This window comes from Bacillus sp. 3103sda1, from assembly GCF_024159135.1.
GTDB lineage: Bacteria > Bacillota > Bacilli > Bacillales > Bacillaceae_G > Bacillus_A > Bacillus_A rhizoplanae.
In genome coordinates, this window is record NZ_JAMYWS010000001.1 from 2,143,071 (window position 1) to 2,156,646 (window position 13,576).

Below are 13,576 nucleotides of genomic sequence, written 5' to 3' on the forward strand. Positions count from 1 at the left end.
ATTATTAATAAATTAATTTTGTAAGGGGTGAAGTCATGAGTGTTCTTATGACAAAAGAATACGAAAAGTTTATCGAAATGATACCTGAGGAGTATCAACAGATGTATAGACGTGTAAAAAGTGCAACTCAAGTGTTAACATTAGATGCCGAGCCAAAAGTAGGTCCAACACCGAAGGAAGTTATTTGGACTAGGAATAAAACGAAGCTCTATCGATATATTTCTGATCAACCAAAAAAACATAAAATTCCAATTTTGTTGATTTATGCACTGATTAATAAACCATATATTATGGATTTAACAAAGGGTAGCAGTTTAGTAGAATATTTAGTTAATCGTAATTTTGATGTCTATCTCCTTGACTGGGGGACACCTGGCCGTGAAGATAAAAATATGAAATTAGATGATTATATTATGGATTACATCCCACGTGCAGTTCGTAAAATATTGCGAAAATCGAATGCTGATGAGGTATCCATACTTGGTTACTGCATGGGTGGTACTATAACATCAATATTTGCGGCGCTTCACCCTGAATTACCAATTCGTAACCTTGTTTTTTTGACAACTCCTTTTGATTTTGAAGAAACTGGTCTATACGGTGCTATGCTAGATGAGCGGTATTTTGATATTGATAAAGTTGTCGAAACACTCGGTAATATTCCACCTGAAATGATTGACATTGGAAACAAATTACTCAAACCGATGGCAAACTTTTATGGGCCATATGTTAGTCTTTTTGATCGTGCTGAAGATGAAAAATTCGTAAAAAGCTTTAAGCTTTTGCAAAAATGGTTAAACGACGGCATTCCATTTCCTGGTGAAGCCTATCATCAGTGGATTAGCGATTTTTATCAAAAAAACAAACTGATTAAAGGGGAACTATTTATTCGTGGTCGTCAGGTTAAACTTGAGGCAATCACTGCTAATGTGCTCAACTTATCAGGTGAAATCGATATTATTGCTCAACCACATCAAGTAGAAGCATTGATGAATCACATATCAAGTAGAGATAAACAATATATAAATTTACCTGTTGGGCATACATCTATTGCTTTTGGAAGTAAAGCTTCAAAAATAACTTATCCAACGATTGGTGACTGGTTGGAAGAACGGTCCAGCTAATAATGAATAATGTTCGAATAAGATGGTCTGTATTCTCAACTTGAAGAAGTTGTGAAAAGCTAAATTCTTTTAATGAAGAATTTAGTCTATAAATCATAATGAAAGCGTTTTATTTAAGGCGGATAATCTTAAGAAGAAAGTGCACTCCACAAAGTAAAGATTTTTTCATTTTTCACTTTGAGAGTAACTGTTACTGTAAAAAATTAATGAAGGGGTGAAATTATGTGGGTTTGTACTACACATATGAAAGAAACATTACTATTTTTAGAAACTCCCCATGTTAGCAAAGCTTCGTTTCAAATTAAGTGTTCCCTTTGTGATAATCTTGCTACTGCGAAAGTTTATTACACTCACCGAACTTACCATTTTACTAAAAAACAATTCATGGATTCTTTATCAAGATCTTCCACTAAAAAATCTGGCTAATTAATTTTTGAAAATACAAATTTACACTTTACTAATATCTAAAAAATACGAGAGAATTCTGATTACGCATAACGTTATGAAACGTATTATATTGTTACGTCTAAGGTACACAAAAATAATCCGAAACAATTCGGTTATAATATGGACTTATTTGAAGGAGAGTATTTTTTCTCCGTTTTTTATTTTGAAGACATTGATTTTACGAACGGTTAGGTTTTATATAAGAACATTGTCTAAAATATCACCTAATGTTCATACATTTTTTTATTACTCTTATTAGGATTATCGATGATAACTTTACCTGTTATTGAGTTTCTTATTGCAGAAAATATCAGTAATATTGTTAAAAGCCTGTTTTGATGATATTCAAAACAGGCTTTTTCTTTTACAAACTAACATTTTTCTTCTTCGCTAACATGAATTTTTCATCTAAAAAGTTTGTACCTAATACACCGAGAATAATCATGACTGCCCCGATGATATGGTAATATGCAAGATCTTCTTGTAAGAAGATTGCACCAGCGAACATCGTAATTAAAGTTGATACATTGCTGAATACACTCATCTTTGATGCTTCCATAATGGATAAAGCGTAATTTGATAGAAATGCTGTTAATAATGAGGAAAGGATTCCTAAATATAAGATTGAAACTAGAAATAATGGGCTTGTAAAGGGCTGAAAATATAGGTTCATAGTTCCAGCAGCAATATGATTTCCGATAGACAGTGTATTAAAGAAAACAAAACCAATTGCGGTCATCATATACGTTACATCGATTAATCGGAATTGTTTTGTCATTTTTCGTGCTAGGATATTATAACCAGCTGATGATAATGCTGATAAGAGAATGAGTATAACGCCGGTAAAACTAGTAGTATGAGAACCGAATCCTTTCATAACAAAAATATAGATGACACCAGATACAGATAAAAGAAGTGAGAGCTTTTGCCAAATTGTTGTTCGTTCTTTCAAAAAGTAAGAGGCACATACCATTGTGAAGATAGGAATAGTAGCTTGAATAATGCCTGCTTCAGAAGACGATGTATACACTAATCCAAATGCTTGAAAAGTGAAGAATAAAGCTGGATATAGAATTGCTATTGGTAAAATAGTAAGCATGTTTTTAAATGTAATCTTTAATTTGATAAAACCGAATATTACTGGAATAGATGCGATAAGAAAAGAAACGGTAAATCGATGAGCTAACGTATCAAGTGGCCCCGTGACTGTAAGAGTTAACTTTACAAACATAAATGAAAAACCAATTATGAATGTATAAAGAACAGCTGCGGCGTATGCCTTTTTTATTTGTGTCATATTTACACCTCATGTAATGAATTTTCTTACTGGCCAGTATACGTAAATGGTAATATTTTCTTGTGGATGCTACAATACAAATAAATACCATCTGTACCGGTACAAAAATATATAGAGGTGTAAGCGTGTATAAATATTTAATCGTTTTTAATGATTTAGAAAAGTTAATTCAAAATGGAGAATTAAAAGAAGGTGATAAATTACCTTCTATTCGATCTTTAAGTACGCGTTATCAATGCACGAAAAGTACAATTATTCGTGCACTCCAAGAGTTAGAAAAAAGACATATGATATACTCCGTTTTGAAAAGCGGATACTATGTTGTGAAAAAAACGAACGAAGATCATGCAAGCCATAGTAGTGTAATAGATTTTGCAACATCTGCACCTGATCCAGATGTTTTTCCATATTTAGATTTTCAGCATTGCATTAATAAAGCAATTGATACATACAAAAATGATCTATTTATATATGGGACTCCGAAAGGGTTGCCTTCGTTAATTCAGGTTGTTCAAAGGCAATTAACAAACTATCAAGTGTTTACGAATGAAGAGAATATTTTTATTACATCTGGCGTACAGCAAGCGCTATCTTTGTTAACTTCTATCCCGTTTCCAAATAAAAAGAACACGATTTTAATTGAACAACCGAGTTATCATTTATTTATCGAGTATTTAGAAACGCACAACATCCCTGTTAGGGGAATTGAACGAACAGTGGAAGGGATAAATTTAAACGAATTAGAACGTATATTTCAAACAGAAGATATTAAATTTTTTTATACAATGCCGCGGTTTCATAATCCGTTAGGTACATCGTATTCTAAGAAAGAAAAGGAGGCTATTGTCCGTTTAGCGAAGAAATATGATGTATTTATCGTGGAAGATGATTATTTAGCAGATTTAGAAAGAGATGCTAAAGCGGATCCGATGTACAGTTATGATGATTCCTCTCATGTTATTTATTTGAAGAGTTACTCCAAAATTATTTTTCCTGGACTCCGAGTTGGTGTTGCTGTCATACCTAATTGTTTAACGGAAATTTTCTTTACATATAAAAAATTACTAGATATTGATAGTTCTATGATTTCCCAAGCAGCCTTAGAAGTTTACATAAAAAGCGGGATGTTTGATCGACATAAACAAAAAATTCGCGTTTCCTATTATGAAAGATCCGAGAGGTTAGCCGCTTCTTTGAAAGAATGGAGTAGTACGAACAACCAGTTGTTTCAATACCACGACGCACATTTTCCATGTGTCCATACACACATTACGCTAGTTAAGAAAGTTATCGTTCAGCCACTTATTCGAAAGCTACTAAAAAATAATGTATTACTAGATTCGATTGATAAAAATTATTTATCTTTTATTCCGAGAGAAAGAATATTGAAATTAAACGTATCAAACGTAAAGGAAGAAATGATTGAAGAGGGGATATGTAAGATTATCGATGAAATGAAACGTATATAGATTGTTCTGTTGTTTTGAAATAAAGTTTGGTTAAACATATTAATAGAACGTGTATTTTGCAACAAACAAAAAGGAATCCATTTTGAAAAAAGATTGATCAAAATGGTTTCTTTTACATTTTAAATGAACTTTTCATTTTATAAAAAAGTTTGATTATTTTCTGCCTATGTTACTCCATAATCGCGCCCTTTAATTGAATAATTAATTAGCTTCTAGCTACTTTCGTTGAAGATCAAAAGCTGTTGAAGCTGGATCGTACTTATCGAATTTAGCATACGTTAGCTCAATATCATACTTCCCATTTATTCCAGCAAGTAAGAAATAATATCTTGATTCTTACTTTGTAGTGAGCTTGGGATATCATCACGATTTGAATTTAATCTAAAGTAACAAGTGTCGACTTTATCCTGATATAAACGATATCGTAATATTTTCTTTTCACTTGCGAGTTTACTTATAATTTGTTCAAAAAATTGGCTCTGAGTCATCGTATCCACTGAACCTAAGTGAAATATTCCCTTTAAATCATTTTCAATAATAAATCGTAATTGTTTTGCTAACAGAACATCCAAAAGATTGTTACATACGAGATTGCTGTACACATCTATCACTTTATTATTTTTTATGCTTCCAGTGATTAAATTCCATCTTGGTGAATCCTTACCCCATATTGCTGGGATTCGGATAATTATCACTCGCTCATTCAAAGTTTCTTTTAGCATGTTTTCACATTCAATTTTGAACTTCCCATAATCTGATTCGGCAATAGGTATATCTGTTTCTGTGTGGGGTCTTGAAATATCTCCATCAAATACATTTGTGGTAGAAAAATAATAAACACGGCTACTTTTATTTTGTAATTCCATAGCTAATTCTTTATGAAACAGGAGCTGTTGATCAAAATCCCCTCTGAGGCAAGAAATCACTATGTTGGGTTTAATTGTCCTTATAATTTCTTTCAGTTTATCGAGTTGCTGAACTTCTAATTGGAATTGCTTATCATTAGGGAGGGTAGTTAACGAAGAAAAATACGTTCCATATAGGTCAAATTCATCAGTAAATTCATCTATTAAAGCTCTTCCTACAAGACCACTTGCACCCAGAATGAGTATCTTTTGCATTACAAATTCCCCTCCAAACAAATTCTTTTATATTTAAAACGAACAAATAACATTCTCTTCCACTCACGATGTAAACCACTTCTTCCACCTAAAAATTCTCTCTGATATTCAATATTCCTGCAACGTTAGTTAAGTACATTTCTTTCACAATCTCACACTAGTTTTTTAACATAAATATCCAATTTTGTTCAGAATTCTTATTCAACAAAATGGCCTGATTGTTGAACAAGAAAAATCCTGCATTTCAAGCAGGATTTTTAATCAAACTTTTTTACAAACAGTACATCTTTTTTATAAACGGTACGACTTTCTTATAACCAGTACAACTTTATTTCAAACCGACATGTTCATTAAGGAAACAGATTTGTAGCATTTTCAATGTTAAGGAAATCCAAATAAAAAAGCCTTGCTACATATAAAGTTAAATAGACTAAATTAATAAGAGGATATTATGTTCAATTAATAAAAGGGAATACATTTTTTATACTCTCCGTATCTTTTTAAGAAGGAAAACCGTTATGTAAAATGAAAGGTATTTTTACACTCTAATAAAGTGAATGGGGGAAAACTATGAAGGTCCTTATATTAGGAGGTACTCGTTTTTTAGGAAAAGCTTTTGTAAAAGAAGCATTGAAAAGAGGTCACGAAATTACATTATTTAATCGCGGTACCAATAAAGAGATGTTTCCTGAGGTTGAGCAGCTAATTGGTGATAGAGACGGTGATGTCTCACTTCTAGAAAACCGGAAATGGGATGTTGTAATGGATACCTGCGGATTTGCTCCGCATCAAATCAAAAAAATTGCGACTGTACTTGGGGATAACGTCGAACATTATACATATATCTCAAGCATCTCTCTTTATAAGGATTGGATTCCCCTCAATATTACGGAAAATTATCATTTACAATCCATGCCGCCGGATGATAAGTTGAAAGACGTTGAGGAGGGGAAAATTTCTCCCTATGAGTATTACGGCGCGTTGAAAGTACTTTGTGAAGCAGAAGCAGAAAAGCATTGGCCAGGGCGTGTTTTGCATATAAGAGCAGGGCTGCTTGTCGGACCGTTTGACTATACGGATCGGCTTCCGTACTGGGTTCAGCGTGTGGCACAAGGTGGAAAAGTATTGGTGCCGGGACGTTCAGATCGCCCTGTTCAATTGATTGACGTAAAAGATATAGCAACATGGGTGTTCAATATGGCAGAAAACAGAAAAAAAGGTACGTTTAATGTAACAGGTCCGAATTATGAATTGACTATGAAAGAGCTATTAAACACCTGTAAAGCTGTCACAAACAGCGATACCGAATTTGTGTGGGCAGAAGAACAGTTTATATTGGAGCACAAAGTAAAACCATGGACGGAAATGCCTTTATGGATTCCTGAACACTTCCCGTTAGAAGGAGAAACAGAACCGTGGAAAGGATCTTTTTTCATCAGTATAGAAAAAGCTGTTAACGCTGGACTTTCCTTCCGACCTCTTGAAGATACTGTTTATGATGTGTATCAATGGGAGAAAGCGAGACAGGATACAGAACGAAAAACAGGGATATCACGAGAAAGAGAGCAAGAGCTGCTAGAGACTTGGTTCCAAAAAGAGAAAAAGGAGACATTGTGATGGGGTTATAACCCCCATACCCATCTAATTCAAGGAAAATTATATCCTAAATAATTGATTATTCTAAATAATGTTGTTCATCAATCGGGCCAGATTGTTGAACAACACCTTTTAAGAAAATTGGATATCTATGTTAAAGTTTATAAGAGATTGTGAAAAAATGTACTTAAGCTAACTGGCAGGATAGTTGAATAATTAAAGGATTTTTTTTATCTTAAAAGGAATTATATAAATTAATTAATTGTGTAGTTATGCTGGAAGAAAAAAATTACTTTTATCAAGAAAGAAGTTAAAGGAATTGGCATGACAACTTAATTAGTGACCTCTCTACAACAAGCCGCAAATGAATTTTGACCAACGGGATTATCTAGTAAAGGGATTAAATTGGAGGGAATAGAAAATGGATGTAACAACACTTTTGTTACAGCAATGGGCAAGCTGCTTAGATGAAGAAGACTGGTTTCCACCACTTGAAAAAGTGCTAGAGGATATCACTTTTGAACAGGCAATTTGGAAACCAGCTGATGGGGCAATGAATTCCATTTGGGAATTAGTTTGTCATTTACTTTTCTATGAAAAGAGATTTCTGATGCGATTTCTTGGTGAAACAGCGAATGAACCACAGGCAGAAAATAATGAATCTACATTTCGATTACCAACTGAGACGTTAGAAAATTGGAAGGAAACAAAACAAGAATACTTTTATGTTCATCGTGAACTTGAAAAAATACTAGCAAAATCAGAACATGAAGATTTGTATAGACAGATCCCAGGAGAAGATAATTCATTAGTGCTTGAACTGAAGAGTTTAGCAATGCACGACGCATATCATATTGGGCAAATTGTATTCCTTAGTAAAATGCAAGGAGCTTGGGCAGGGAAACGCAGCTTTTAAAAAAGCTTCATTAGCTTTACAGTTATTCCATTATAGGGGGGGCTTTATTAAGGAATTTTACTATTGTAAAATTCCTTTTTTGATATAGAACTAACGCATGCGTTAGTTCTATAAGCCTTAAGTGATATTATGAGTGAGGTCAGATTTTAGTTATTCAATTAAAGGGCGCGATTGCAGAAGATGATGGCTAACGACTTTGAATCGTTAGCCATTTTTAAATCATTCTTTAAATACATGTCTACTATGATGTAGCTTTGAAATAAAGTTTGATTAAAAATACCTCACAAACCCATATTTTACGATAAAGAAAAAGAATCCATTTTGAAAAAAGATTGATCAAAATGGATTCCACTTTTGAGATTGACTATTTATCTTTCATAAAAAAGTATAATCATTTTTGTGATCTTTCCTCCGTTAAAGCGCCCTATACCAAAAGAAAAGGCACAATTCATATTAGAGAATTGCCCCCGATTGCTTAAATAAGATACTTAACTAGGTATATTTTATTTCATCATCTCATTATAAATATAGAGACTATATAATGCAGGTATCAACAAACCAAGAGCAAGGCAAAGAACAGAACAAACCACCACGCTTATTCCAAAAGAACAAAATTCAATCTTATACTACCAAGAATAATAACGGAAATACGGCAGTCATGAAAAAAGGAAGCTGCCAAAACTTGAATTTACTTGCTTTATCTAAAATCGTCCCTGGTTGATTGTTTACACTTTATACTTCGCTAGAAAAAATTTTTCTCAACTTTAAGGAGGAAATTTAATTGGAACCAGTGCCATCTACCCAAACGAAGCTACAAGCTCGTGAAGACACGAAAAAAAATGCACTTATTTTCATTGCTGTTGTAGCTATTCTTATTGGAACTATTTTTGTGAGTTTATTACAACTTCAGCCACCAAAGGTTGTACCAACTACTGGTTCAGCAAATGAGTTTTCTGCAGAGAGAGCACTCTCCCATTTAAAAGAGTTTGCTGTAAAACCACATCCTCTTGGATCGGTAGAACATGACAGAGTTCGAGACTATCTTGTTCACAGTTTAGAAGAGTTAGGATTAAATCCTGAAATCCAAAAAGCCAATTCTTTAAATAGTATTGGCAGATGGATAGTAGGCGGCACAGTGGAAAACATTGTTGCCAAAATAGAAGGAACGAACTCTACAAAAGCGATTATGCTTGTTGCACATTATGATTCTGAACCAGGATCACCAGGTGCAGCCGATGATGGGGCCGGAGTGGCTGCCATCTTAGAAACAGTAAGGGCCTTAAAGGAAATGGCACCTCTTCAAAACGATGTCATTATACTCTTAACAGACGGAGAAGAAAATGGATTACTTGGAGCAAAAGCATTTGTAGAGGGACATCCTTGGGTAAATGATGTCGGATTAGTGTTAAACTTTGAGGCACGGGGAAACGAAGGTCCCTCTTTTATGTTTGAAACAAGTGATAACAATAGTTGGCTAGTTAAGGAGTTCGTTCAAGGTACTTACACACCTGTCGCTCATTCCTTCCTTTATAGTTTATATAAGCAAATGCCAAATGATACTGATTTCAGCGTGTTTAAAGAAGCCGGTCTTAAAGGATTAAATTTTGCCTTTGGTGATGGGGTTAGCCATTATCATACAACCAGCGATAACTTTCAAGAGCTAAGTTTAGAAAGTCTCCAGCATCACGGCGAATATATGTTACATCTTGTTACCCATTTTGGAAACGTCGACCTCACTCAAACTCATGAAGGGAATCAAGTTTTCTTTAACATTTTGGGTTCCAACATGATTACCTACTCAGACAAACTTGTCATTCCGATTATGCTGTTGGCGGTTATTCTTTTTGCCGTTACGGCCGTACATGGATATTGGCTTAAGAAACTATCCCTTCTTGGAACATTTGCAGGTTTTCTTGTTTTCATTATTGGCATCATCGGGTCTTTTGCCATCGGATCAGGATTATGGTCCGTACTCACCTTTATTTTTACGGATCAAGAATGGTTAATGGGAACCGATAAGACGGTTGGTACCCTTTACCTCATCAGTTTTTCCATTATTATCTTTGCTTTCTTGACGATCCTTTATGGGTTGGCTCATAAAAAAATCAAAACAGGCAGCTTAATGATGGGTGCCTTATTTCTTTGGTTAATCCTTTTAGCTGCCTCGAGTTTTCTGCTCCCAGCAGGCAGTTATGTGTTTGCGTGGCCACTATTATTTGCTCTAATCTGCGTCAATATTTTGATTCGTTTAGATGAGCATTCATGGAAGAGTTATCTTGTTACAGCTGGTTTTGCCATCCCGGCATTTCTTATTCTATCACCAGTTATTTATCTCTTTGAAGGACTCATATCCATGCATATGGCTGGTGTGCTCATGGTCCTTGTTTCTCTTTTAGGTGCCATGCTGGTATCTATTTTCACCACCCTAAAAATAAAATTTAATTGGGTGATACCATCCATCTTCTTAGTTACAGGATTATTGGTCATGATCACTAACAGTATCAACCTAAACAACATGCCGACAGCAGAACATCCACAAGCAAGCGATATTGCTTATTTTATGGATGCAGATTCAAACAAAGCATATTGGGCGGCCCGTCAGCCATTAGATGAATATACATCGAATTATATTAATGAAAATGTGAAGAAAGGCCATACGTCAGAATTTTTTCCTATTTTAAACTGGGATGCAAGTTATACCCAGGCTGATTTATATAGCATGGAAGCACCTAGTGTGACGGTATTATCTGATAAGGTTGAAGGTGCCAAGCGGACAATAGAATACCAATTGAAAACGAATCGTAATGCTGAAGAATTGTTAATGGAGTCTTTTTCAAAGATGAATGTATCTCAACTGACCATCAATGGAAAAGAAGTGGAGTTGAAGCAAAAAGAATTCACAAAGGAATCGCCATTTGAATTCAATTACGTTCTAGGTCAAGCCGAAGAGTTACATGTAAAGGTAACCGTAAATGCTAAGGATTCTATAGAGTGGATGATAGCCGATCGTTCTTACAGCATTCCAGAATTAAAAGGGGAACGGTCGTCAAAATACAGTACCTATGGGGATAATTCATACATCATGAAAACGATTAAACATTAATGACCATTAAATAAAGGCCGACATATACAATGTTTGATTCTCCAAACTAGTATATGTCGGCCTTTTAATACGATTGACTGCTTGTAAAACATCGGGAGGTATTTGAATGGAAATTAAATAATGAATGCCATTTAAATGGTAAAACTTGAACAATAAAACTCAATTACTTATGATACGGTTCACCACCATTAATCTTAAACTAATTTACCTTCTGTAAAATCGGCAACTCTTCCTCAAAAATCTGGCCCGATTGCTGAATAAGAAAAAACCCTGCACATCAACACAGGATTTTGATCAAACTTTTTTACATATTATCAATCTTTATTTTAAACGATCAGACTTTTTTATAAATTATCAAACTTTGTTTTAAAGCCACATATGATAGATCACATTATAATTCTAACTTTTTTATAAAAAGGTATTGATAACCAGCCGTATCCGTATAATGCTCCTCGATAGTCAAATCCGTTTCATGATAGAGCAAACCGTCGATGACATGTACGGCATCCCGAGCGTTCATATTGATAACAATGTCATTCTTACTAAATCCAATGCTACTCGACTAAGAGAGAACCCTTCAAGACGTTACCTCATCATTTGACTCTTCGATATAACCCTTCAGTTCCGGCAAGAACTGTCTAGCCATTATCTGAGTAATGTAGTCATTCTCAATTTAAGCTAGAAACATTTCGCACAAGAAAAGCGTCCTTTTATTGAATACGCTGCTCTTTAATTGCACATTGTTCTCGAATTGTTCGTTTTTTTAGTAAATGGTAACATATAATATAATTGGTTCTCGGATGATAACCATAAAAAGCAAGAAGGTAAGTATGAACTTGACCCCAAATCAACGATCCGTGTTACTTGCATTAACCACTGATTGGCAGACACCAATACAGATTGCTGGTCAGCTTTCAAAAGCATGTGACAATCCATCCGACGTAAATCAGGCGCTTAAAGATTTAATGCATGAAGGTTTGGTTCAGGCTAATCCAGTTTTGCTCGGCATGTACCGATTAACTTCGGATGGCATTGCCACTAAGGCGTTGGAATTGAGTAAGAACCAATAAAATGTTGACACTTACACAAGAGGAAAAAATCATTCTATCGATAAGATGTTTGTTCAATTGGATAGACTACCCTTTAAGGGCGTTTTTTCAATATATATGGATTTTTATTCCTCTTTACTCATCATCTTTTCACTTCTATACTTCGCAATTTTGATCAAATATGCAATACCATGTACAAAATAATAACTTAATAAAAGAGCAGGGTAAATTGAATAAAGGTTTTTTGAAATGGTTGGAAGAAGATGATACATTTGATTTAAATGGAAAATAAAAACAATGATTTTTATTGCGGAAAAGAAGATGAGGTTCCTGAATATGTTGTGGAAGAGTTTCATTATGATTTAAAAGAGGATGAAGAAGTGGAAGTAGTATGACCTTTTTGTAATGGCACAATGCGAAGAGAGAGAAAAGACCCAAGTGAATAATCTTCACTTGGGGCGTGATTTAAGTCGCGTTAGCGATTTTGTTCTTGCTATTAACTAGAAAATGAAGGTTCCCAGAAAGTAAGTTGTTCTTTTTTTTAAACTTGGTTAATATTTTATGTTATAGGAAAATGTCTGGAAGAGGTGATTTCAAGTTGGACGGGAACACTAAGATCACTTTTTCACCAAAGATTTGGATTCCAAAACAGATTGAAGAAGCATGGAAATTAAAACAAGAACTTGGCCAAGAGGCCATTTTTATAGCTGGAGGAACATGGATTCAGCTTCGCTGGGAATCGGGGGAGAAGCTTCCCAATCATATCATTCATCTTGGAAAAATCGATGCATTAAATAAGGTTCAGCTGTCAGCTGACCAAACCTTAAGTATTGGTACATTCACCACCTTAGCAGCCTGCCGCAGCCGCCCTGATATCCAGAAGTACTGGCCGATTTTAGCAGAGGCCGCTCGAAATGTCGCATCTCCAGCGGTACGAAATCAAGGTACGATAGGCGGGAATATCGCATGCGGCTTTGGAGATATCATTCCAGCCCTGCTGGTGTTGGGTGCAACTATTACTTGGTTTGATGGATCCGACTATATAACCGATGAGGCAGGCAATTTTTTAAAGAATTCCTCAGCCAAAATTGTAACGGAAATTCATTTACCAAAATCCCCAAAAACTAAAACCTTTTATAAAAAAATTGGCCGGCGTGAAGCCTTTACACCTTCCCTTTTGACGGTTGCCGGTACACTCGCAATGAATGAACGAAATAAAATAGAATATGTTCGACTTGCGGTTGGTGGAGGAGTCATCGTTCCTTCCCGTTTACTAACATGTGAAAGCATGCTCCAAAATCAAGTGCCAAATGAAGAGTTATGGCAAAAAGCACATGCACAAATCCTCCAAGAATTCCAGCCGCTAACAGACCGTTTTGCTTCCTCTCACTATCTTAAATTAGTTGCTGCTAATCTATTAATTGCCGGTCTAACCGAATCGTTATCTTAAGGGG

The 13,576-nt window shown here is 34.9% G+C and carries 10 protein-coding genes and 1 pseudogene; 8 read left to right on the forward strand and 3 right to left on the reverse strand.

The window, feature by feature from the left end; translation table 11 throughout:
* Window positions 1-35 precede the first annotated feature (35 nt).
* Entirely contained in the window at window positions 36-1,124 is a 1,089-nt protein-coding gene (gene phaC, locus NKR74_RS10715; protein ID WP_098309848.1) for a class III poly(R)-hydroxyalkanoic acid synthase subunit PhaC, read from the forward strand.
* Window positions 1,125-1,935: 811 nt separating this feature from the next.
* Here the strand turns inward: phaC and NKR74_RS10720 are convergent.
* Complete coding sequence (locus NKR74_RS10720) at window positions 1,936-2,868, reverse strand: DMT family transporter (RefSeq protein WP_253629526.1); 933 nt, start codon at window positions 2,866-2,868, stop codon at window positions 1,936-1,938.
* Between the two features lie 125 nt (window positions 2,869-2,993).
* Between NKR74_RS10720 and NKR74_RS10725 the strand changes: the two genes are divergently transcribed.
* Window positions 2,994-4,337 (forward strand): aminotransferase-like domain-containing protein, encoded by a 1,344-nt coding sequence (locus NKR74_RS10725; RefSeq protein WP_253629527.1) that lies wholly within the window; start codon window positions 2,994-2,996, stop codon window positions 4,335-4,337.
* Between the two features lie 302 nt (window positions 4,338-4,639).
* On the opposite strand, the gene NKR74_RS10730 is transcribed toward NKR74_RS10725, so the two are convergent.
* Window positions 4,640-5,458, reverse strand: a complete 819-nt coding sequence (locus NKR74_RS10730; RefSeq protein WP_253629528.1) for a sugar nucleotide-binding protein — start codon at window positions 5,456-5,458, stop codon at window positions 4,640-4,642.
* A 570-nt stretch (window positions 5,459-6,028) separates the two neighbouring features.
* On the opposite strand from NKR74_RS10730, the gene NKR74_RS10735 reads away from it, so the two are divergent.
* The 4 genes from NKR74_RS10735 (at window position 6,029) to NKR74_RS10750 (ending at window position 11,073) form a co-directional block, all read left to right on the forward strand.
* Window positions 6,029-7,075 (forward strand): SDR family oxidoreductase, encoded by a 1,047-nt coding sequence (locus NKR74_RS10735; RefSeq protein WP_253629529.1) that lies wholly within the window; start codon window positions 6,029-6,031, stop codon window positions 7,073-7,075.
* 400 nt (window positions 7,076-7,475) lie between these two features.
* A complete protein-coding gene (locus NKR74_RS10740; protein WP_098309841.1) occupies window positions 7,476-7,970 on the forward strand; it encodes a DinB family protein in 495 nt (164 codons plus the stop codon).
* 541 nt (window positions 7,971-8,511) lie between these two features.
* Window positions 8,512-8,691 (forward strand): hypothetical protein, encoded by a 180-nt coding sequence (locus tag NKR74_RS10745; RefSeq protein ID WP_098309839.1) that lies wholly within the window; start codon window positions 8,512-8,514, stop codon window positions 8,689-8,691.
* 69 nt (window positions 8,692-8,760) lie between these two features.
* A complete protein-coding gene (locus NKR74_RS10750; RefSeq protein ID WP_253631128.1) occupies window positions 8,761-11,073 on the forward strand; it encodes a M20/M25/M40 family metallo-hydrolase in 2,313 nt (770 codons plus the stop codon).
* Window positions 11,074-11,497: 424 nt separating this feature from the next.
* On the opposite strand, the pseudogene NKR74_RS24125 reads toward NKR74_RS10750, so the two are convergent.
* A pseudogene (locus tag NKR74_RS24125) lies at window positions 11,498-11,602 on the reverse strand (Tn3 family transposase); the annotation flags it as partial.
* A gap of 307 nt (window positions 11,603-11,909) precedes the next feature.
* Between NKR74_RS24125 and NKR74_RS10755 the strand changes: the two are divergent.
* Both NKR74_RS10755 and NKR74_RS10760 read left to right on the forward strand, forming a co-directional pair.
* Window positions 11,910-12,143, forward strand: a complete 234-nt coding sequence (locus tag NKR74_RS10755) for a hypothetical protein (RefSeq protein ID WP_253629530.1) — start codon at window positions 11,910-11,912, stop codon at window positions 12,141-12,143.
* A gap of 577 nt (window positions 12,144-12,720) precedes the next feature.
* Entirely contained in the window at window positions 12,721-13,572 is an 852-nt protein-coding gene (locus NKR74_RS10760; protein WP_176524643.1) for an FAD binding domain-containing protein, read from the forward strand.
* The last annotated feature ends 4 nt before the right edge of the window (window positions 13,573-13,576 follow it).

Excerpts from the sequence above, each read along its gene's own strand:
- phaC (WP_098309848.1), top strand. The coding sequence starts at position 36 with ATGAGTGTTCTTATGACAAAAGAATACGAAAAGTTTATCGAAATGATA.
- NKR74_RS10720 (WP_253629526.1), bottom strand. The coding sequence starts at position 2,868 with ATGACACAAATAAAAAAGGCATACGCCGCAGCTGTTCTTTATACATTC.
- NKR74_RS10730 (WP_253629528.1), bottom strand. The coding sequence starts at position 5,458 with ATGCAAAAGATACTCATTCTGGGTGCAAGTGGTCTTGTAGGAAGAGCT.
- NKR74_RS10735 (WP_253629529.1), top strand. The coding sequence starts at position 6,029 with ATGAAGGTCCTTATATTAGGAGGTACTCGTTTTTTAGGAAAAGCTTTT.
- NKR74_RS10740 (WP_098309841.1), top strand. The coding sequence starts at position 7,476 with ATGGATGTAACAACACTTTTGTTACAGCAATGGGCAAGCTGCTTAGAT.
- NKR74_RS10745 (WP_098309839.1), top strand. The coding sequence starts at position 8,512 with ATGCAGGTATCAACAAACCAAGAGCAAGGCAAAGAACAGAACAAACCA.